The sequence below is a fragment of the Pseudomonas sp. ICMP 3272 genome, from assembly GCF_001466905.1.
In the GTDB taxonomy this organism is placed as follows: Bacteria; Pseudomonadota; Gammaproteobacteria; order Pseudomonadales; family Pseudomonadaceae; genus Aquipseudomonas; species Aquipseudomonas amygdali.
The window spans coordinates 1-20792 of the sequence record NZ_LKEK01000061.1; the positions used below are offsets into that span (position 1 = coordinate 1).

The window sequence follows — 20792 nt, forward strand, 5'->3', positions numbered from 1 at the left end:
GGACTCGAACCCGCGACCCCCGGCGTGACAGGCCGGTATTCTAACCGACTGAACTACCGCTGCGTATCGCTGTAAACCTGTTTGAAACAAACCTTAGGTAGTTTGCTTCCTGTACTCGTGACTGAAAGACCCTTGGGTTTTTCAATCGCAGACCCGGCGAACCCGATCTGTACAAATATGGCGCAGCGGACGGGACTCGAACCCGCGACCCCTACCCGGCGAACCCGATCTGTACAAATATGGCGCAGCGGACGGGACTCGAACCCGCGACCCCCGGCGTGACAGGCCGGTATTCTAACCGACTGAACTACCGCTGCGCATTGTGGACTTGCGTCCTTTTGATACTTTGAAAGCCCTCGTACTTCAGCTTTCAAACTCAACGATGGTGGGTGATGACGGGATCGAACCGCCGACCCGCTGCTTGTAAGGCAGCTGCTCTCCCAGCTGAGCTAATCACCCTTTGCTTCGTTGAGGCCGCGAAATTTACGCACCTAACGAACCTAAGTCAATAGCCTGATTGAAGTTTTTTAAAAAACAGGCTCAATCGCAAAACCGCTACCACACATCAAAAGCACAACAAAGAGTCAATGTTGGCAGACTGCACGAAACTATTCGGCGTAGACCATCTTGCGCGTCATGCCGCCGTCGACCACAAATTCCTGCCCGGTCACAAAACCGGCGTTTCTGGACAACAACCACGCAACCATCGCGGCCACATCTTCTACCGTCCCTACCCTGCCGGCAGGATGCTGGGCGTGATCGGTCTCGGACAACGGCTCGGCCTTGCGCAACGAGGGGTCGCGCGCATCAATCCAGCCGGGACTGACGGCGTTGACACGTATCTCCGGCCCCAGACTGATTGCCAGCGCGTGCGTCAGCGCCATCAGGCCGCCCTTGCTGGCCGCATAAGCTTCGGTATCGGCCTCGGACTGGCGGGAGCGAGTAGAGGTAAGGTTGACGATGCTGCCACAGTGCGCACGCAGGTAAGGCGCGCAATGCTTGGCGAGCAGCATCGGGCCACCAAGATTGACAGCCAGTACCCGATTCCAGTGCGACAGCTCAAGGCTTTCCAGCGTAGTGTTGTGAGGGTCGGCGATCGCTGCGTTGCACACCAGCGCATCGAGACGGCCAAACTGCCTGAGCACCTCGGCCACACCTGCCGCAACCTGCTCTTCACTGGCAACATCCATGGCAATGAACAGGGCATTTTCACCCAGCGCACCGGCCACTTTCGAACCACGCGCACGATCCAGATCGGTCAACACGACTTGCCAGCCTTCGGCAATCAGCCACGCTGCAATGCCGAGCCCGATCCCGCGAGCGGCACCGGTCACCAGGGCGACACGACCATTGTGGACGCTGGAAAATTTCAACGCCCACGCCTCACCCGGCTTGCCACTGGCCGGTTTGCTGGTCTCGCTACTCACAACGCCGCCAGACCACGGGCCAGGTCAGCCTGCAGATCAGCCACGTCTTCCAGCCCCACTGCAACCCGAATCAGGCTGTCGCGAATACCTGCGGCCTCACGTTCCTGAGGTGCCAGACGGCCGTGAGAGGTGGTGCTCGGGTGAGTGATCGTGGTTTTGCTGTCGCCCAGGTTGGCGGTGATCGAAATCAGTCGCGTGGCATCGATGAAGCGCCATGCGCCGTCCTTGCCACCCTTGACCTCGAAGCTCACCACCGCACCGAAACCCTTTTGCTGACGCTGGGCCAACTCGTGCTGCGGGTGGCTCTTCAGCCCCGCGTAATGGACTTTTTCGATGCCATCCTGCTGCTCGAGCCACTGTGCCAGTGCCTGGGCATTGGCACAGTGAGCGCGCATGCGCAGGTTCAGGGTTTCCAGCCCCTTGAGGAAGATCCACGCGTTGAACGGGCTGAGCGTCGGCCCGGCGGTACGCAGGAAACCGACCACTTCCTTCATCTGCTCGCTGCGGCCGGCAACCACGCCGCCCATGCAGCGACCCTGGCCGTCGATAAACTTGGTAGCCGAATGCACGACGATATCAGCACCCAGCAACAGCGGCTGCTGCAAGGCCGGCGTACAGAAACAGTTGTCGACGATCAGCATCGTACCTTTGGCGTGAGCGATTTCAGCCAATGCAGCGATGTCCACCAGCTCGGCCAATGGATTGGACGGCGACTCGACAAACAGCATTTTGGTGTTGGGCTTGATCGCCGCGTCCCAGCCGCTCAGCTCTGCGAGCGGAACGTAATCCACCTCGATGCCAAAGCGTTTGAAGTACTTGTCGAACAGGCTGATGGTCGAGCCGAAGACGCTGCGCGACACCAGCACATGGTCACCGGCACTGCACAGGCTCATCACGACCGCCAGGGTCGCCGCCATGCCGGTGGCCGTAGCGACGGCCTGTTCGGCGCCTTCCAGCGCGGCAATGCGCTCTTCAAAAGAGCGCACGGTCGGGTTGGTATAACGCGAGTAGACGTTGCCGGGCACCTCGCCAGCGAAACGCGCGGCCGCATCGGCAGCCGTGCGAAAGACATAGCTGGAAGTAAAGAACATGGGGTCGCCATGTTCACCTTCCGGGGTGCGGTGTTGCCCGGCACGTACGGCAAGGGTATCGAACCCCACACCTTCAAGGTCGCTGTCCAGCCGACCTGCATCCCATTCCTGAGTCATGCCGCCCACTCCTTGTCCAATTTAGTTGTTGTACAGATCGATGATCGCGCTCACGGCCTGAGTCTTGATCTTGGAGGCGTCGTTACGCGCGCTCTCGATCCTGTTCAGATAATGCTCGTCGATGTCACCGGTCACGTACTTGCCATCGAAAACCGAGCAGTCGAAGTTATCGATCTTGATCTTCTTGCTGCCACTGACCGCTTCGATCAGATCATTCAGATCCTGATAAACCAGCCAGTCGGCACCGATAAGGTCGGCAACGTCCTGAGTGGAGCGGTTGTGGGCGATCAGCTCGTGAGCACTCGGCATGTCGATGCCGTAGACGTTGGGGTAGCGCACGGCAGGGGCCGCCGAGCAGAAGTAGACATTCTTGGCACCGGCTTCGCGGGCCATCTGGATGATCTGCTTGCAGGTCGTGCCGCGCACGATGGAGTCATCCACCAGCATCACGTTCTTGCCGCGGAATTCCAGCTCGATTGCGTTGAGCTTCTGACGCACGGATTTCTTGCGTGCTGCCTGGCCCGGCATGATGAAGGTCCGACCGATGTAACGGTTCTTGACGAAACCTTCGCGGAACTTGACGCCCAGATGGTTGGCCAGTTCCAGCGCAGCGGTACGGCTGGTGTCCGGAATCGGGATGACCACATCGATGTCGTGATCCGGACGCTCGCGCAGGATCTTGTCGGCCAGCTTCTCGCCCATGCGCAAGCGCGCCTTGTAGACCGAAATGCCGTCGATGATCGAGTCTGGACGTGCCAGATAAACGTGTTCGAAGATGCACGGTGCATACTTGGGGTTGGCCGCACACTGGCGGGTATGCAGCTTGCCGTCTTCAGTGATGTAGACCGCTTCGCCCGGTGCCAGGTCGCGAATCAGGGTAAAGCCGAGCACGTCCAGCGACACGCTCTCCGACGCGATCATGTATTCGACGCCTTCGTCGGTATGACGCTGGCCGAACACGATAGGACGAATGGCGTCCGGGTCACGGAAGCCGACAATGCCGTAGCCGGTGATCATTGCCACGACCGCATAGCCGCCACGGCAGCGATTATGCACGTCGGTCACTGCCGCGAAGATATCCTCTTCGGTGGGCTGCAACTTGCCACGCACGGCCAGCTCATGAGCGAAGACGTTGAGCAGCACTTCCGAATCGGAATTGGTGTTCACATGGCGCAGGTCGGATTCGTAAATCTCCTTGGCCAGTTGTTCGACGTTGGTGAGGTTGCCGTTGTGCGCCAACGTGATGCCATAAGGCGAGTTGACGTAGAACGGCTGGGCCTCTGCTGACGTCGAGCTGCCCGCCGTTGGATAGCGCACATGACCGATGCCCATATGCCCGACCAGGCGCTGCATATGACGTTGATGAAACACATCACGCACCAATCCGTTGTCCTTGCGCAGGAATAACCGGCCATCGTGGCTGGTTACGATACCGGCAGCGTCCTGGCCGCGGTGCTGGAGGACGGTAAGCGCGTCATACAGCGCCTGATTGACGTTCGACTTGCCGACGATACCGACGATGCCACACATGCGACACAACCCCTACTTAGTGGAACTGGATTTACCGAGCACATCCTGCGGCATTGTAGACGGCAGGATCTGTTCCTTGAACGGCAGATCAGCGGGTACGCTGATGCCGCTGGCGAGCCACTTGCTGGACATCCCTAGAATCAGGTTTTTCGACCAGTCAGCGACCATGAGAAATTGCGGCACCAGCCTGGACTGCTGCCACCATTGATCCTGTTGCACCGGCCCCAGGCTCAACAGCCCTACCGCCACAACGACAAGCAGGCCTCCGCGCGCTGCGCCGAAGACCATGCCGAGAAAACGATCGGTCCCGGAAAGCCCGGTGACGCGAATCAGCTCGCCTATCAGAAAGTTGACCATGGCGCCTACCAGCAAGGTGGCGACAAAAAGAATGGTGCAGCTCGCAATCACGCGGGCCGAGGGTGTTTCTATGTAATTGACCAGATACTGCGACAGCCCTGCGCCGAACATCCAGGCCACAACGCCTGCAATGATCCACGTCGTCAACGACAGTGCTTCTTTTACGAAGCCGCGCTTCAGACTGATCAGGGCGGAGATGGCGACAATTCCCAGAATTGCCCAGTCAACCGGAGTAAATGGCACGTTGCAGCCTGCAGACGGATAAGGCGGCGCATTTTAGCAGAGCGCCCGCCTGCCGGTAAGCAGCGATTACCGGCGCGAGGCATTTTCCTTTGATGCAAGGGCACAAGGTGCCGAACGGTCAGCCCCGCTCAGGCTGAAAGCGCACCACAATGCCTTTGAGCTTTTGCTGTTTGTCGAGCTGATCACGCAGACGATCAGCTTCGGCACGCTCGATAAGCGGGCCGACAAATACCCGATTAACGCCATCGGCAGTGCGAATGTAGGCATTGTAACCCTGAGTTCGCAGGGTCTTTTGCAGGTTGTCGGCGTTGGCACGGTTGGACATGCTTGCCAGTTGAACCGACCAACTGATCGACAGCCCGTTGGCATCGACGCCAGCAGGTGCTGCTGGCTTGGCGGGTGCCGCCGGGGCTGCCGCAGGCGCAGGTGCAGGTGCCGGCTTGGCAGCAGGCTTCGGCGCCGGGGCGCTGGCAACCGGGGGTGCAGCCGGAGTGCTTGGGGCAGGCGCGATCGGCATGGACGGCGGCTGGCTGCTGCTCATGTCATCGTCGTTGGGCACAGGCTCCTGAGGCAGGGCCTGAGGCTCCGGAACAGGCACCGGGTCGACACGGATCTGCGAAGCAGCAGGTGCCTGGGGTGCGGACGGTGCATCGACCCGCACCTGACGCGTTTCATCTTCACGTGTGAAGAGCATGGGCAAGAAGATCACCGCCACAGCAATCAGTACCAGTGCGCCAACCATTCGCTGCTTGAATACGTTATCCAGCAAAGCCATTTGCAGCGTCCTCATCGGTGTACCGGGCCAACCATTCCAGGGCCTCGGCAACACAGTAAAATGATCCGAACAGCAGAATCTCGTCATCGGGCGTGGCGTGCGCGCACTGAGCTTCCAGCGCCAACGCAACACTCTGATAGGACGTCACGCAGGCGCCAAGGTTCTGCAAGGCCGAATGCAACTCTTCTGCGGGTCGGCTGCGCGAGGTAGGAAGCGGTGCAACGGCCCACTCATCGATGACCGGGACCAGATGCGCGACTACACCTTCAAGGTCCTTGTCACTCAACAGGCCGAATACGGCGCGACGCTTGCCGGCAACCGGTTGGCGCGCGAGGCATTGCTCCAGAAATTGCGCCGCATGGGGGTTGTGCCCCACATCGAGGAGCAGATTGAGCCGCTTGCCTTGCCAGCTGACAGTTCTGCGATCAAGACGACCGGCGAGCCGGGTCTGCGCCAGAACCTGCCCTACTGCATCCGTTTGCAGCGGGTACCCCAGCAAGGCAAACGCCTGAAGTGCCAACGCTGCGTTCTGCATAGGCAGGTCCAGCAGTGGCAGACCGCGCAGTTCGACCTGTTCGCCGTGAGCAACACCACGCCAGTCCCAACTGTCCTTGCCTATCGAGAGGTCGAAATCACGACCACGCATCAGCAGCGGGCAACCCAACTCACGAGCCTTGGCCAGCAGCGGCTCGGGTGGTTCCGGATCGCCGCACAACGCTGGGCAACCGGCACGAAAGATTCCGGCCTTTTCGAAGGCGACCGACTCACGGGTGTTACCCAGATATTCGGCGTGATCAACACCGATACTGGTGACCAGCGCGAAATCCGCATCAACAAGATTTACCGCATCCAGGCGACCACCCAGACCGACCTCCAGAACCACCGCATCCAGCCGGGCCTGTTCGAACAGCCAGAATGCCGCCAGCGTGCCCATTTCGAAATAAGTCAGGGTTACATCGCCACGCGCCGCTTCAACCGCCGCGAAGGCATCGCATAATTCCAGGTCGGTTGCCTCGACACCCTGCACTTTCACCCGCTCGTTGTAGCGAATCAGATGTGGGGAGCTGTAGACACCGACTTTCAAGCCCTGAGCCTGCAACAAGGCAGCGACAAAGGCACAGGTTGACCCCTTGCCGTTGGTGCCCGTCACCGTAATCACCCTGGGAGCCGGACGCGTCAGCCCCAACTGCTGCGCTACCTGCCGAGAACGATCCAGCCCCATGTCGATGGCGGATGGATGCAGTTGCTCCAGGTAAGCGAGCCAGTCGCTCAGGGATGTAGAGGTCATATCGTGGCCGGTGCCGGTGGAACGACGATAGGCTCGATGACCGGCGCTACAAAACGAGGCGTCGGCAGGTTCATCATCTGCGCCAGCAGGTTACCCAGACGCGGACGAAGCTCGCTACGCGAGATGATCATGTCGATAGCACCGTGATCCAGCAGGAACTCGCTACGCTGGAAGCCCTCTGGCAGCTTCTCGCGAACGGTTTGCTCGATCACGCGAGGACCGGCGAAACCGATCAGCGCCTTGGGCTCGGCAACGATGACATCGCCCAGCATGGCCAGACTGGCGGAAACGCCGCCGTAGACCGGGTCGGTCAACACCGAGATAAAGGGCAGGCCTTCTTCACGAAGACGTGCCAGAACGGCCGAGGTCTTGGCCATCTGCATCAGCGAGATCAGTGCTTCCTGCATGCGTGCACCGCCGGAAGCGGCGAAGCAGATCATCGGGCAACGATTTTCCAGGGCGTAGTTGGCGGCGCGCACGAAACGCTCGCCGACAATGGCACCCATGGAACCGCCCATGAACGAGAACTCGAACGCTGAAGCCACCACCGGCATGCCCAGCAACGTGCCGCTCATGGAAATCAGCGCATCCATTTCACCGGTCTGTTTCTGCGCAGCGGTCAGGCGGTCCTTGTATTTCTTGCCGTCACGGAATTTCAGACGGTCGACCGGCTCAAGATCGGCACCCAGCTCTTCGCGGCCTTCGACATCCAGAAAAATGTTCAGGCGGGCACGCGCGCCGATACGCATGTGGTGGTTGCACTTGGGGCAGACGTCCAGGGTCTTTTCCAGCTCAGGGCGATACAGCACCGCCTCACAGGACGGGCATTTGTGCCAGAGGCCTTCGGGAACCGAGCTCTTCTTGACCTCGGAACGCATGATCGATGGGATCAGTTTGTCTACCAACCAGTTGCTCATGCTTTATATCTCCAGTACCGGTGTGGCTCGAACGACTGACAAATCAAACGCCAGTCGCATGCCCTCAGATAAATTCGTATATGGACGACGATGAAAGGATAGCGATCGACCCAAGGCCGGACCTGCACACCCCTCACCCCGATTTTTCACAACGACGGCGTTGCACCCTGGCACCACCGCTTACTTGATTCGACCCGCATGCCTTGTGGCAGGGACAGGCTTATGGACGGCGGCCGACCGGCAACCGTCACATCAGGTGCCATGCACTGCACTCATGAACGCAAGGATCTTTTCCCGATCCTTGATGCCCTTGCTCTTTTCGACACCGCCGCTGACATCCACGGCGTAGGGCCGGACCTGGGCAATGGCCTGTGCCACATTCGCCGACGTCAGCCCGCCCGCCAGAATGACCGGTTTATCCAGATCGTCCGGAATCAGCGCCCAATCAAAGGTTTCCCCGGTACCGCCAGGAACACCCTCTACATAGGTATCGAGCAGCACGCCTCGCGCATTGCGATAGGTACGGCAAACCTGAGCGATGTCATCCCCCGCCTTGACCCGCAAAGCCTTGATGTAGGGACGATGATAACCGTCGCACTCCTCCGGCGTTTCATCGCCATGAAACTGCAGCATGTCCAGCGCAACCGCATCCAGCGTCTCGTTGAGTTCGCAGCGGCTGGCGTTGACGAACAGGCCGACAGTGGTGATGAACGGCGGCAACGCGGCGATGATGGCGCGAGCCTGCAACACCGTTACCGCACGCGGGCTTTTCGGGTAGAACACCAGGCCAATTGCATCGGCTCCTGCCTCGGCTGCAGCCAGAGCATCCTCTATGCGGGTAATCCCGCAGATCTTGCTGCGAACGGCTGACATGTAGTGAGTAACCTCAGACCTTTCGGAAAGTCCCGGATGTTAGCAAATGCTGCTCGGGTCGTCAGCCGTCCAGTTCTGCAAAGCCCGTAAGAAAATGCGGACCTACAAAACGCTCGGGCAGCGGAAATTCATCACGGTACTCGACCTGCACGAGGTACAGACCATAAGGATGGGCCGTCACACCACCGGTACGCCGAACCCGGCTTTCCAGCACATCCCGCGCCCACTCGACCGGACGTTCGCCAGTGCCGATGGTCATCAGAACACCGGCGATGTTGCGCACCATATGATGCAGGAAGGCATTGGCGCGCACGTCGATCACGATCATCTTGCCGTGACGCGTCACGCGCAGGTGGTGCAACTGTTTGACTGGCGACTTGGCCTGACACTGGCCGGCGCGAAAAGCGCTGAAGTCATGAGTACCGACCAGATACTCGGCTGCCAGTGCCATGCGCTCCACATCCAGCGGGCGGTGATTCCAGGTGATTTCCTGATTCAGGTGCGCCGGACGAATCTGATCGTTGTAGATCACGTAGCGATAACGACGGGCAATGGCCTTGAAGCGGGCATGAAACGTCGCGGGCATGACCCTGGCCCAGGTTACGCTGACGTCATGGGGCAGATTGATATTTGCGCCCATGACCCAGGCCTTCATGGTGCGCTCGGCCTGCGTATCGAAATGCACCACTTGCCCGCAGGCATGCACGCCGGCATCTGTGCGGCCGGCACACATCAGTGATACCGGTGATGCAGCCACTTTTGACAAAGCGTCTTCAAGAGTTTCCTGCACGGTCAGCACACCGGATGCCTGACGTTGCCAGCCGCAATAGCGCGAGCCCTTGTATTCAACGCCCAGCGCGATTCGGGAAAAGCCCTCGGCAGCCATTTCGGCTGCCGGGTTGTCTATGTTCGCCAAAGTGGTACAGCCTGTCGGTTCGCGAAAAGTCGGTCATTATACGGTCGCAAGAAAAACACGCTACCAAGCCGGACAATTGAAATGCAAACGGCCGCATAAGCGGCCGTTTGCAGGTTGCCTTAGTGGGATCAGGCCAGCCGCGAAAGCATCTCCCGCGCTTCGCTTTTCTGTCCGTCATCGCCCTCGGTGACCACTTCGTCAAGAATATCCCGGGCACCGTCTGCATCGCCCATGTCGATATAGGCGCGCGCCAGATCAAGCTTGGTCGCGGCTTCGTCAGTGCCGGCCATGAAGTCGAAGTCCGGTTCGTCATCCAGTGCCGCGGCATCTTCGGCCGTGAACCTTGGTTCATCGAGCGGCGGATGCTCGAGATTCTGCGAAAGCCGGTCCAGCTCGGCATTGACGTCGTCGATTTCGGTCGCGAATGCCTGACTGGCCTGATCGGTTTCAATCTCGTCCGCCAGCGACAGATCAAAGTCTTCCGGAAGCTCGAGATCATCACTGACAGGCGGCACAGACGGCGTTTCACCCAGATCAAGCGGGTCACTGCCAAGGCCGAGCAGGAAGTCATCTTCGTTCTTGAGCGCCGGATCTTCCTCCGACAGGTCCAGATCGAAGTCGGCAAGGTCTTCCGGCGTTGTCGCTGCACGGGCCTCTTCCTGTTGCTGCATGATCGACTCGAAGCTCAGCTCCTCGTCATCCGCTGCTGCCGACACCTTCGGCTCATCCAGCATCAGGTCGTCAAGCTCGTTCACAGTGGTGACTTCAGGCGTGGGCGCTTCTTCGAACTCGTCCAGGCTCAAGTCAAAATCGTGATCGAACGGGTCCGCCTCTTCGGCAGGTTCAGCGGCCAGCGGCGTAACCACTTCAGGTTCGGACTCGGGATCTGCTGTTACAGCGATTTCAGGCTCAGGCTCAACCTCTTGCTCTGCCGAATCATCGGCCAACAGCTCTTCAACATACTTGGCGTCAAGCTCTGCAACCAGCGCAGCAGCACTGGCAGCTGCTGCCGCCGCGGCCACTGCCGGAGCAGCCGACGCAGTGGCAGATTCAGAAACCGCTGGCGCAGCAACAGGCGCTACCGGTTTCAGGGTCGAGTTAAGTTCTTCCTGCTGCTCGACCTCAGCTTCACGCTTTCCCGCTGCCACCAGTTTGCGTTCGTGGGCTGCGTAGGCTTTGTTATTACCCTGCTCGGCGTAGATTTCCATCAGCTTGAGGCGAATATCATCGCGCTTCGGATCTTCCTTCACCGCTTCCTCAAGCAATTCGACAGCCTGATTCATGCGCCCGTAAGCAATATGAATCTCGGCCTGAAGCAACGGATCGGCAGGACGCTCGCGAGCCGCGGTGGCAGCGGCGGCGGCACCAGCGGCCCCCATGCGAACATTCGGTGGTGGCACATCCAGGCCGTCGAAGCTGGCTGGCGGTGCATTCATGTCCATGTCTGAAACAAAATCCGACTCCTCAGCCAGAGCACGCGCCATGCGCTTGTGCTTCTCGGCTTCGGCCTTCGCAGCGCGACGACGCGCCAGGAACAACAGCAACAAGGCCAGAATCAACAATACGGCACCGCCGATCAGGCCAAGCAGTACCGGGTTGTTGAGGATCTTCTGCAGCGCGTCTTCATCTTCGGCTGCAGCCACCGGCTCCACAGCCAGCGGCTGATCAGCTGCAGGAGTCGCAACCTCGGCGGCACCTGCCGGCAATGCATCTTCAGGAGCAATCTCGCCAGCCGGTTTGACCGGAGCACCATTGGCATCGACCAGCGAAGCAGGCACTGCCGCATTGGCAGGTGTGGTTGCTTGCGGGGTGGCAGCAGCCGGAGGCACAGTTGCACCGGCGGCCTGCATTTTGGCCAACTGACCGTTTTTCAGCTCAATCAGGCGCTGTAGTTTGTCGAGCTGGCTTTGCAGGTCGTTCATGCGGCTTTTCAGCTCGGCATTATCACGACGCGTGGTGTCCAGCGCTTCCTGAGCCACCGCCAGCTTGTTGCCAAGATCACTGTCGCCCGCTGCACCTTTTGCCGCAGGCTTGCCGCTTGCCGAAACCAGGCTCAGGTTGTCGGAGGTATCGACCTTTGAAGGAGCAGCGCCAGCGCGATCACGGCGGGTGGCATCGACCTGGCGCGTGCCGGCAGGCAGGCGACGGCCTTCACGCCAAGCGCTGTACTGCCGGGAAACTTCTGCAACTGCCTGCGGTTGTGGCAACGCGGTGGTTTGCTGCGGAGTCGGAAGGCGCAGCACCTGTCCTTTCTTCAAGCGGTTGATGTTGCCACCGATGAACGCTTCCGGATTCAACGCCTGAATGGCCAGCATGGTTTGCTGGACAGTGCCGCCAGTACGTACCTTCGCGGCAATTTCCCACAAGGTGTCGTTATTGGCGGTGACATATTGTGCCTGTTTATCCGCGGCAGGCGGCGGCAATGCTGGCGCACTGGCGGCAGGTGCTGGAGCCTCGGGTGCCGCAGACTCTGCCGACGGCGCTACCGTCGCCAGTTGCGCGGGTGCGGCAGGAGCAGCAGCTGGTGCCGGGGCAGCGGCCGCAGCGGCGGCCTCTGGAGAAAACTTCGGAGGATCGAGCAGAAGGCTGTATTCACGCAGCAACCGGCCATTTGGCCAGAGCACCTGAACCAGGAACTTCACATAAGGCTCGCGCACCGGCTTGCTGGAAGTAATGCGCAGGACACTTTTACCGCTGGCGTTGATAACCGGGGTAAAAGTGAGATCGTTGAGAAATGCCTGACGGGTAACACCCGCCTGAGCGAAGTCGGCAGTGGTCGCCAGGCTCGGCACAACTTGCGTTGCGTTAAGCCCCTGCGCCTCGGTCAACTCGATTTCCGCTACCAAGGGCTGATTCAGGGTCGACTTGACCGACAATTCCCCGAGCCCCAGCGCCTGCGCCATACCCGATGACAGCGCTGAAGCCGCAGCGATTGCTAATACCAGTTTACGAACCTGAACCATAGCCCATCCCTTGTTTAAAGATTCCCCGAGATCCGGGGAGGTAGTCCTGCATTTGGGTGTAAGGCGTATCGCCGCTAAAACAATTATTCAAATTGTTGCCAAGTATCTTTTACACATAGTCTTTTATCAACAATTCGCCAACCTGCACAGCATTCAGCGCAGCACCTTTTCGCACATTATCTGATGTCAGCCACAGATTGAGCTGCTCGGGATCGTCGGTTCCCGCCCGAACGCGTCCCACATAAACCACGTCCTGCCCCACAGCATCACCCACCGGCGTAGGGTAATCACCCGCATCGACCAGTTCGATTCCGGCGGCAGACTCGAGTGCCGCACTGATTGCCGCAACATCGACCGAACCTGCGGTGCGCAGCGTTACGGTAAAGCTGTCGCCAAAGAACACCGGCACTTGAATGCAGGTGGCAGAGACTTTGAGCGATGGCAGCGTCAGCAGTTCGCGTAATTCATCAACCAGACGCCGTTCCAGCGGCAAATGCCCCGACTCGTCAGGCGTACCCACCTGGGCCAGTACGTTGAACGCCATCTGACGATCAAAAAAGCGGGTTTCCAGCGGACGGACATTCAACAGCTCGGTAGTCTGACGCGCCAGCTCGCTGACACCTTCGCGCCCGAGTGCTGAGACCGCGAGACAGGCCGTGACTGTCACGGACTGGATATCGATCAACCCGCGCAACGGCGCCAGAGCCAGTGCGACCGCAGTGGCAGAGGCGCTCGGGCTGGCCACCAGCGAGGCGGCCGCGCCGCTGTGCAAAAGCGTAGCATTTATTTCCGGCACGATATTAGGTGCCTGCGAGGAGGGAAATGCACCGGACAAGTCGACGACCGAGCACCCCGCCGCCACGGCCTTTTCGGCGTAACTGCGGCTTACCGCCGGGCCAGCGGCGAAGAACGCCAGGCGCACCTTGCTGAAGTCGAACTCATCGACTTCCCGTACGCGTACATTCTTGCCCCGAAACGGCACCGAGTGACCCGCAGACTCGATACTTGCCAGCAGGTGCAGATTGCCGACCGGGAAGTTGCGCTCCTCCAGCACCTGGACAACGGTTTCGCCGACAGTACCGGTTGCGCCGATTACGGCGATATCAAAGGACTGGCTCATGCAAAAACCTCAGGGAAATCAGGGAGCGGCACTTTAACTGTCGCACTGGCGACAGGCAATTCAAGCCGGCAAATAGCCGTGTTTTTCAAGGTTCAAGACCCACCGGAAAAAACACGCCATGACTCCAGACACCCAGCCAGCGCTGCCCGTTGATCTCGCGGGAGACCGCCAGCTCGACCAGTTGATAAAAGACATTGCGGTGAATCAGCGCCTCAAGATTGCTCCGCACATGGATATACGGCGCTGGCTCCTGAGTATCAGGGTTTGTAACAACCCGCAAAGGGTGCTCCGGCCCCGCTTCAGTCTGATCCTCGACATTGGTCAGGAAGCGCAGCACCTGACCCTCACCCTCTCCCAGCACCTCAAGGGTTACGGCGACAAAAGGCGCGTCATCGACCTTGATGCCGACTTTCTCGACAGGGGTAATCAGAAAATAGTCATCGCCGTCGCGACGCATGATCGTCGAGAACAACCTGACCATTGGTTTGCGGCCGATCGGCGTGCCCAGGTAATACCATGTCCCGTCTCGGGCGATACGCATGTCGATATCGCCACAGAAATCCGGATTCCACAAATGAACAGGCGGCAACCCCTTGGTTTTGGGGATCTGCGCAAACAGATCACCCGCCTTGTTTGAATCGGTCACTCCACTCTCCTGACGCTGGCCTAACGTTCGACGCCCAATAAGGTACGAGCGTAGTCCTCAAGAGGCGGACCCAGCAAATCTTCGGGGCTTTTGTCGTAAAGCGTCAGCAATCCGCCACGGCTGCGAATACGCGCGCTGTCGATAAGATAACGGGTGCTGGTTTCGATCAGCATCAGTTGAATGACACCGCTGTCGACACCCAGACGGTCCACGGCTTCCTGATCGGCCCACTGATCGCCGGTACCGATGCGATCATCGGCCTTGGCGAAACGGGTGTAGAGCAAATAGTGTGCACCTGCACTGCGCGCCTCGATCATGGCCTCATCCAGGCCCATTGGCCCACGGGCACGGCGGACCATCGGGAAGTACTCGATGAACCCCTTGAAGGCCTCTTCAGCCACCACATTGGGCCGTGGGTAGGCATTGCCTGGCGGCACGAAGGCACCTTGCGCGATGTAAATGAACGAGTCGGGCTGCACACGCCAGTTGGCAGTACGGCGAGTGTCACTGTGATCGAGCAGACCCGCATCGCTGAATTGCTCGCGAACCCCCTCGCCCATGTCACTGACTTTCATGCAGCCACTCAACGCCAGAAGCGCGAGCAGCATAACCAGGCTACGCATTATCCCCTCCCAAATGCCGGTGACGGAAAACCGGCGAATGGTCGTCGGATGCAGCTTCCGCGCCATCTCTGGCACAGCAGGCACCAAAGCCTTGAAGCAGATGCTCAAGACCTGGCCGGAGCGTTATTCCGTAGCAGGGTCAGGCTTGGGCTCGGCGATGACGTCGGCATCGCGCTTGCGCTTGTTGCCCATACGCACGCCGATGTCCATGAGGAAGTGAAAGAAGCCTTCCTGATCTTCCAGCACATTGCTCCAGAACGGCGAGTGGTACAGCGCAACGGCGCCATGCACCAGTGCCCAGGCGGCACAGTAGTGGTAGTAAGGCGGGACATCTTCAAGCTTGCCTTCGGTGATGCGGCCTTTGATCAGCAGCGTCAGGTGTTCGAAGTTGGAGGCGCGGATCTTGTGCAGCTCTTCGACCAGCTCGGGCACCTGATTGCCCTTGACCACTTTTTCCTCCAGGCGGTCGAACAGACGATAGCGCTGAGGATCACGCATACGGAATTCGAAGTAGGCACGTGAGAGCGCCTCCTTGTCCTTGTCGACATCAGCGGAGTGCAGCAGCTCGTTCAGGTCCCGCTCATAGTCGAGCATCAAGCGCAGGTAGATTTCTGCCTTGGACTTGAAGTGCTTGTAGATGGTGCCTTTGCCAATGCCGACGGCGTCCGCGATCATCTCGACGGTGACGCTGTCTTCGCCCTGCTCCAGGAACAGCTTTAGCGCGGTGTCGAGAATTTCCTGCTCACGGCGGCGAAATTCACGGACCTTACGAGGTTCTTTCTGCATAGAGAGGTCTGTCAGGATCGAAATCGAAGCCGGGTATTATGCCCAATCGGCGCTAAATTGCACGGATCATCCTTACTTGTCGACCTTTATGAACGAAACCGGCGAAAAATTCGAAGTCTGGCGTCCGCTTCGCAAACCGGATACACGACGGCATGCTACGACGCAGGCAGTACCGGAGATGCAGCGACAAACTCCAGGTAACCCGTGATCACTACATACAACGTGAAATAGGCAAAAATCAGCGCCGAGGCAATGTACGACCAGCGCAACATCCGCTCCCCCATGAAGCGCCCTCCCTGATGTGCCAGCGCGCACAGCGAGATAGACCAGACCACGCCCGCCGCGACGAACCCGACAAGAAAGGTCGAGGCACTGGCAAGATCAGAGCCCTGTCGAGCAATCAGCGCACCGCCGACTGCAGCAAACCAGAGAATGGCGCTGGGTGATGACATCGCCAGAAAAATTCCGTGCAGGAACAACGCCACGCTGGATTTTTCCGATTGAACATCCTGATTATCGAGACCGGTGCTGACCGCGGTGGCGCTCATGACCATCCTGAAGCAGAACCAGGCCAACACCGCCGTACCGCCGAGCCAGAGCACGTAGCGTACGACTTCATATTGCAGCAACACCGCCATGCCGAGCATGGCCAGCACCGCATAGACCAGATCGCCGACACAGGTTCCCAACCCAAGCCATAGGCCCTTGGAAAAGCCGCGCTGCATGGACAGCGTGATCATGGCTATGTTTGCCAGGCCAATATCCAGGCATAGCGACAGACTCAGTAGAAAACCGTTGGAAAACTCCACTCGAACACTCCGACCAGGCACTGAAAAACCTCGGCATGCCTGATCTGCTGGCGTACACGGGCTAATTTGATGCGATGGCCTTGCATCCCGTCCGGCAAAAAGTGCTCATCAAGGACTCAAGAATCGCTTTAGTATTCCAAAACTGTTTAAAAAACGATCAAAAGACACTGGACGGTACGCCATGCTGGGCAATACTTAAGCCGCTGACAGGTCATCATTCCCCAAATGACTCGCCAGTAAAGGTGCCTAAGGACTAGCGTGCCTTTGTTTTACTCCTAATGGTCTTAACCCGGCTTCACCCCCCCAGAATCCGGGTTTTTTTTGCCTGCGATTTGCCGCCGGTCAACGTGCACGCCACTCAGCGTTGAACATGCGCCAGCGGGAACAGGCGAGCGAAGTTAGCGGTGGTCTGCTCGGCGAAATGCTCGTAGGACTCGCCCCGCAGCATTGCCAGAAACTCGGCAACTTCACGTACGTACTGCGGCAGATTCGGTTTGCCCCGATAAGGGATAGGCGCAAGGTACGGGGAATCGGTCTCGACCAGCAGCCGGTCAGCGGGGACTTGCCTTGCGACATCCCGCAGGGCGTCGGCGTTGCGAAAGGTCACGATGCCGGACAGCGAGATGTAGTACCCCATATCCAGCGCCGCCCTGGCCATCTCCCAGTCTTCGGTGAAGCAATGCAGAACGCCCGCCTGAGGCAGCGCCGCATCACGCAGAAGGCTCAATGTATCGGCGCGCGCGCCACGGGTATGGATGATCACCGGCTTGCCAGTGACACTGGCTGCCTCCAGGTGCAACCGAAAAGAAGCCTGCTGCAGCTCGGCAGCTTCGGGTTCGTAGTAATAGTCCAGACCGGTTTCACCTATCGCCACCACTCGCGGGTGATCCAGCTCCTTGAGCAACCAGTCCAGAGGCGGCATCTCACCGGGCTTCACGTCCAGCGGATGAATGCCTACCGAGCAGTCGACATCGGCGTAGCGCTCGGCCAGCGCCTTAACCGCGCCCGCGTTGTCGGCGCTGACACCGATGCAGAGAAAATGCCCGACTCCCCTGCCACGGGCGGCTTCAAGGGCTGCATCCAGCGAGCCGTCGTGCTGGGCAAGGTCAAGGCGATCAAGGTGACAATGGGAATCTACAAGCATGGGTTAAAACACAACTACATCGTATGGGTTGGACGATCGGACTTCAGAGCACCGACCAGATGAGTTTCGATCAGATTGCGCGCGGTATTGTCGCCATCATTGAATTGCACGCCGACACCGGCAGTCCGGTTGCCCTGCGCACCTTTTGGCGTAATCCAGGCGACGCGGCCAGCCACCGGAACCTTCTCCGGTTCGTCCATCAGATTGAGCAGCATGAACACTTCATCACCCAGCTTGTAGCTTTTGCTGGTGGGGATGAACAGCCCGCCGTTTCTGATGAATGGCATGTAGGCAGCGTAAAGCACGGATTTGTCCTTGATGGTCAGGGACAGAATGCCATTACGTGGACCTGTGTTCAGCGGCAGACTCATGACAACACCTCAACGGTTCCGGATAACGCAGAGTCTACGCCTGTCCCGGCAGGCCTGCCCACTGCACCAGCAATGCTTCAAGCAGCAAGACCCGGTTTAGATTGGCCTTGGACATGACTTTTTGCCTCTGTGCCAGAATCCAGTCCTGGATCTCCAGCACTTTTGCGCGAGAAGACTTCTGCGCCAGGTATTGAACGACCTTGCGCATGTCGCCCAGACCAAGGCCTTCCTCGTCCTGCGTCATCTGATAGCGCAGGATCAGGTGCGACCAGTCACAGAACCAGTCGAACAACAATAACAACGGGATATCCTTCCAGCCTTCGGCCAGTTGGGTAGCCGATTGCTGTTGCTTGAGTAGCTTCTTGACACCATCCACCACCAGCGCGCGTTGTTCGCGAACGCCTTGCGTTTGGAGTGCCACAGCAGCCAGCGGCGACCCCGCTGCCAGCGTCAGTAATTCGAACCGTTCTTCCTGCGTGCAATCAGGCAGGGCATCGCCCAGCCAGTCCAGGCTCATCTGTTCGCTGGGCAATGGGCAGGCTTGCTGCACACAGCGACTCTTGACCGTTGGCAGCAAGCGGCTGGGTTGATGGCTGACCAGCAACAGAACGGTATTGCCCGAAGGCTCCTCCAGACTCTTCAACAAGGCATTGGCAGCGTTGATGTTCATCGCTTCCACCGGCTCGACAAGCACCACCTTGCGACCGCCCATCTGGGCGGTCTGCACCACAAAGCTCACCAGGTCACGGACCTGATCAACCTTGATCGGCTTATCTGCTTCTTCCGGCTCCAGCACATAGTTGTCCGGATGACTGCCTGCCGCCAGCAGCAGGCAGGATTTGCAATGCCCGCAGGCCTCAAGCGCTTCGGGAGCCTTGCACAGCAGGCTGGCCATCAGGCGCTCGGCCAGTGCCCGCTTGCCGATACCGGCCGGACCGTGCAGCAGATAGGCATGAGCGTGCTGAGCACGACCGGCCATCTGCTGCCAGAGTGATGCCTGCCAGGGGTAGGCTTCAGCCACGTCGCAGCTCCAGCAACTGGGGCAGCAATGCATCAAGGGAAGCCTGAACGTCGGCCAGCGGCTGGGCCGCGTCCACCAGAAGATACCGAGCAGGATCAGCCTTCGCCCGCTGCAGATAAGTCGAGCGCACCGCGTCGAAGAAAGCCCGACCTTCCTGCTCGAAGCGATCCAGTCGGCCACGTGCTGCGGCGCGTGACAGACCGATTTCCACCGGCAGGTCAAACACCAGCGTCAGATCAGGCCGCAGATCGCCTTGAACAAATTCTTCCAGCACGGCAATACGCTGCTGAGACAGGCCGCGGCCCCCACCTTGATACGCGTAGGTTGCGTCGGTAAAGCGATCACAGAGCACCACCTCGCCACGCGCCAGAGCCGGGCGAATGACCTCGGCCAAATGCTGTGCACGCGCAGCAAACACCAGCAGCAGTTCGGTGTCGGCGCTCATGGCCTCGTCGCTGGGCGCCAGCAGCAGCTCGCGAATGCGCTCGGCCAGCGGAGTGCCGCCCGGCTCGCGGGTCAGCAATACCTGAACGCCCTGCGCGCGAAGCTGCGCCGCCAGGTATTCGCGATTGGTACTTTTGCCAGCACCTTCCGGGCCTTCAAGGGTGATAAACAAGCCAGTCACAGGTAATCCTTAATTGTTTCCATCATTGCGCATTCAGCTCGGGCTGCGGGGCATCCGGTGCAGTCGCGGGCTCGGGCTCTGAAGAGGGAGAATCAGTTGATGGTGCCGGTGCAGCAGGTGCCGGGCTAGAGCGATAATCTGCGCGGCGCTTGAGCTGATAGTCACGCACCGCTGCGTTATGGGCATCCAGATCGTCCGAGAACACATGGCTGCCGTCCCCCTTGGCTACGAAATACAGGCTGCTGCCCGCTACCGGATTGAGCGCGGCATGAATCGCCTCGCGCCCCACCAGCGAAATCGGTGTCGGCGGCATACCGGCTATCACGTAGGTATTGTAAGGCGTGGGCTCCTTGAGATTGGCCCGGGTCAACTTGCCGTTGTAGCGCTCGCCCATGCCATAGATCACGGTCGGATCAGTCTGCAACTGCATGCCCAGCTTCAAGCGACGCACGAACACACCCGCAATCTGGCCGCGCTCCTGAGGTACGCCGGTTTCCTTCTCGACCAGCGACGCCATGATCAGGGCCTGATAAGGATTGGAATACGGAGCCTCAGACGACCTGGCGTTCCATTCTTCATCCAGCACTTCTTCCAGACGACTGTAAGCCTGCCTGAGCAATTCAGCATCGGTCATGCCGCGCACATAGCGATAGGTGTCAGGAAAGAAACGCCCTTCAGGGAATACATCGGGATGGCCGATTTTTGCCATCAGCTCGCCGTCGGACAAGCCAGCCAGCGTCTGATCGAGCTTGGCCTGTTTGGCCAGCGCAGCCCGCACCTGACGGAAATTCCAGCCCTCGACCAGGGTCAGGCTGTATTGCACGACCTCCTTGCGCTTCCAGACGTCGAACAGCCCCTTGACGTTCATGCCCGGCACCATGCGGTATTCGCCGCTGTGCAGAGCCTGTCCGGAGAGATTGAAACGCCAGTAAAGGCGCAACCAGAAAGCGTCCTTGATCACGCCATCGGCCTGCAGTCGATTAAGTACGCCAGTCGGCGTTGAACCGGCCGGAACATCCAGCAGTTGCTCCTGAGCCACTTCGAGCGGCTGGTTCAGCGCCTGATATTGCTGCCAGAACGCAAAGCCGAGCAGAAGGCCTGCCAGAACGACAGCTGTTTCCAGCAACACCAATATTTTTCGGATCACAAA

General features: G+C 59.3%; 20 protein-coding genes and 2 tRNA genes. All 22 read right to left on the reverse strand.

Annotated elements, in window-relative coordinates; all coding sequences use genetic code 11:
• Positions 1-240: 240 nt before the first annotated feature.
• Positions 241-317 (reverse strand) — tRNA-Asp (locus AO068_RS16815).
• 66 nt (positions 318-383) lie between these two features.
• Positions 384-459, reverse strand: a tRNA-Val gene (locus AO068_RS16820).
• 149 nt (positions 460-608) lie between these two features.
• Positions 609-1373, reverse strand: coding sequence for an SDR family oxidoreductase (locus AO068_RS16825; protein WP_161798104.1), 765 nt, complete (start codon positions 1371-1373; stop codon positions 609-611).
• 50 nt (positions 1374-1423) lie between these two features.
• On the reverse strand, positions 1424-2635 hold the full coding sequence (locus AO068_RS16830; protein ID WP_005743867.1) for an O-succinylhomoserine sulfhydrylase: 1212 nt from the start codon (positions 2633-2635) through the stop codon (positions 1424-1426).
• A 21-nt stretch (positions 2636-2656) separates the two neighbouring features.
• Positions 2657-4165 carry an amidophosphoribosyltransferase gene (gene purF, locus AO068_RS16835; RefSeq protein ID WP_004657889.1) on the reverse strand — a complete coding sequence of 503 codons (1509 nt, stop codon included), beginning with the start codon at positions 4163-4165 and terminating at the stop codon, positions 2657-2659.
• Between the two features lie 12 nt (positions 4166-4177).
• Positions 4178-4765, reverse strand: coding sequence for a CvpA family protein (locus AO068_RS16840; protein ID WP_002552712.1), 588 nt, complete (start codon positions 4763-4765; stop codon positions 4178-4180).
• Between the two features lie 118 nt (positions 4766-4883).
• On the reverse strand, positions 4884-5540 hold the full coding sequence (locus tag AO068_RS16845) for an SPOR domain-containing protein (protein WP_058408930.1): 657 nt from the start codon (positions 5538-5540) through the stop codon (positions 4884-4886).
• Positions 5524-6828 (reverse strand): bifunctional tetrahydrofolate synthase/dihydrofolate synthase, encoded by a 1305-nt coding sequence (gene folC, locus AO068_RS16850; protein ID WP_058401686.1) that lies wholly within the window; start codon positions 6826-6828, stop codon positions 5524-5526. Before folC ends, AO068_RS16845 begins: the two co-directional genes overlap by 17 nt.
• Positions 6825-7745: an acetyl-CoA carboxylase, carboxyltransferase subunit beta gene (gene accD / locus AO068_RS16855; protein ID WP_002552709.1), complete on the reverse strand. Its 921-nt coding sequence runs from the start codon at positions 7743-7745 to the stop codon at positions 6825-6827. The genes folC and accD overlap by 4 nt, the downstream gene beginning before the upstream one ends.
• Before the next feature lie 252 nt (positions 7746-7997).
• Entirely contained in the window at positions 7998-8618 is a 621-nt protein-coding gene (locus AO068_RS16860) for a phosphoribosylanthranilate isomerase (RefSeq protein WP_058401685.1), read from the reverse strand.
• A gap of 61 nt (positions 8619-8679) precedes the next feature.
• A complete protein-coding gene (truA, locus tag AO068_RS16865; RefSeq protein ID WP_011168144.1) occupies positions 8680-9504 on the reverse strand; it encodes a tRNA pseudouridine(38-40) synthase TruA in 825 nt (274 codons plus the stop codon).
• A 158-nt stretch (positions 9505-9662) separates the two neighbouring features.
• Positions 9663-12497, reverse strand: a complete 2835-nt coding sequence (locus AO068_RS16870) for a FimV/HubP family polar landmark protein (protein ID WP_058408931.1) — start codon at positions 12495-12497, stop codon at positions 9663-9665.
• A gap of 109 nt (positions 12498-12606) precedes the next feature.
• Positions 12607-13617: an aspartate-semialdehyde dehydrogenase gene (locus AO068_RS16875; RefSeq protein WP_058408932.1), complete on the reverse strand. Its 1011-nt coding sequence runs from the start codon at positions 13615-13617 to the stop codon at positions 12607-12609.
• Between the two features lie 85 nt (positions 13618-13702).
• Positions 13703-14263, reverse strand: a complete 561-nt coding sequence (locus AO068_RS16880; RefSeq protein ID WP_004664331.1) for a DUF1285 domain-containing protein — start codon at positions 14261-14263, stop codon at positions 13703-13705.
• A gap of 20 nt (positions 14264-14283) precedes the next feature.
• The gene (locus AO068_RS16885) at positions 14284-14886 is read right to left on the reverse strand and encodes a DUF4823 domain-containing protein (RefSeq protein ID WP_002552702.1); all 603 of its coding nucleotides are present in this window, start codon (positions 14884-14886) and stop codon (positions 14284-14286) included.
• A gap of 123 nt (positions 14887-15009) precedes the next feature.
• The gene (locus tag AO068_RS16890) at positions 15010-15672 is read right to left on the reverse strand and encodes a TetR/AcrR family transcriptional regulator (protein WP_004657874.1); all 663 of its coding nucleotides are present in this window, start codon (positions 15670-15672) and stop codon (positions 15010-15012) included.
• A gap of 155 nt (positions 15673-15827) precedes the next feature.
• Positions 15828-16481, reverse strand: coding sequence for a LysE family translocator (locus AO068_RS16895; protein ID WP_058408933.1), 654 nt, complete (start codon positions 16479-16481; stop codon positions 15828-15830).
• 358 nt (positions 16482-16839) lie between these two features.
• Positions 16840-17625, reverse strand: a complete 786-nt coding sequence (locus tag AO068_RS16900) for a TatD family hydrolase (protein ID WP_058408934.1) — start codon at positions 17623-17625, stop codon at positions 16840-16842.
• Between the two features lie 14 nt (positions 17626-17639).
• Positions 17640-17996, reverse strand: coding sequence for a PilZ domain-containing protein (locus AO068_RS16905; RefSeq protein WP_002552698.1), 357 nt, complete (start codon positions 17994-17996; stop codon positions 17640-17642).
• Positions 17997-18030: 34 nt separating this feature from the next.
• Complete coding sequence (locus AO068_RS16910; RefSeq protein WP_058401682.1) at positions 18031-19017, reverse strand: DNA polymerase III subunit delta'; 987 nt, start codon at positions 19015-19017, stop codon at positions 18031-18033.
• The gene (gene tmk / locus AO068_RS16915; protein ID WP_058408935.1) at positions 19010-19642 is read right to left on the reverse strand and encodes a dTMP kinase; all 633 of its coding nucleotides are present in this window, start codon (positions 19640-19642) and stop codon (positions 19010-19012) included. The genes AO068_RS16910 and tmk overlap by 8 nt, the downstream gene beginning before the upstream one ends.
• A gap of 22 nt (positions 19643-19664) precedes the next feature.
• Positions 19665-20789, reverse strand: coding sequence for an endolytic transglycosylase MltG (gene mltG / locus AO068_RS16920; protein ID WP_058401680.1), 1125 nt, complete (start codon positions 20787-20789; stop codon positions 19665-19667).
• Positions 20790-20792 lie beyond the last annotated feature (3 nt).

Excerpts from the sequence above, each read along its gene's own strand:
- AO068_RS16830 (WP_005743867.1), bottom strand. The coding sequence starts at position 2,635 with ATGACTCAGGAATGGGATGCAGGTCGGCTGGACAGCGACCTTGAAGGT.
- AO068_RS16860 (WP_058401685.1), bottom strand. The coding sequence starts at position 8,618 with ATGTCAGCCGTTCGCAGCAAGATCTGCGGGATTACCCGCATAGAGGAT.
- truA (WP_011168144.1), bottom strand. The coding sequence starts at position 9,504 with ATGGCTGCCGAGGGCTTTTCCCGAATCGCGCTGGGCGTTGAATACAAG.
- AO068_RS16885 (WP_002552702.1), bottom strand. The coding sequence starts at position 14,886 with ATGCGTAGCCTGGTTATGCTGCTCGCGCTTCTGGCGTTGAGTGGCTGC.
- AO068_RS16890 (WP_004657874.1), bottom strand. The coding sequence starts at position 15,672 with ATGCAGAAAGAACCTCGTAAGGTCCGTGAATTTCGCCGCCGTGAGCAG.
- AO068_RS16870 (WP_058408931.1), bottom strand. The coding sequence starts at position 12,497 with ATGGTTCAGGTTCGTAAACTGGTATTAGCAATCGCTGCGGCTTCAGCG.
- purF (WP_004657889.1), bottom strand. The coding sequence starts at position 4,165 with ATGTGTGGCATCGTCGGTATCGTCGGCAAGTCGAACGTCAATCAGGCG.
- AO068_RS16905 (WP_002552698.1), bottom strand. The coding sequence starts at position 17,996 with ATGAGTCTGCCGCTGAACACAGGTCCACGTAATGGCATTCTGTCCCTG.
- accD (WP_002552709.1), bottom strand. The coding sequence starts at position 7,745 with ATGAGCAACTGGTTGGTAGACAAACTGATCCCATCGATCATGCGTTCC.
- AO068_RS16875 (WP_058408932.1), bottom strand. The coding sequence starts at position 13,617 with ATGAGCCAGTCCTTTGATATCGCCGTAATCGGCGCAACCGGTACTGTC.
- AO068_RS16900 (WP_058408934.1), bottom strand. The coding sequence starts at position 17,625 with ATGCTTGTAGATTCCCATTGTCACCTTGATCGCCTTGACCTTGCCCAG.
- folC (WP_058401686.1), bottom strand. The coding sequence starts at position 6,828 with ATGACCTCTACATCCCTGAGCGACTGGCTCGCTTACCTGGAGCAACTG.
- AO068_RS16845 (WP_058408930.1), bottom strand. The coding sequence starts at position 5,540 with ATGGCTTTGCTGGATAACGTATTCAAGCAGCGAATGGTTGGCGCACTG.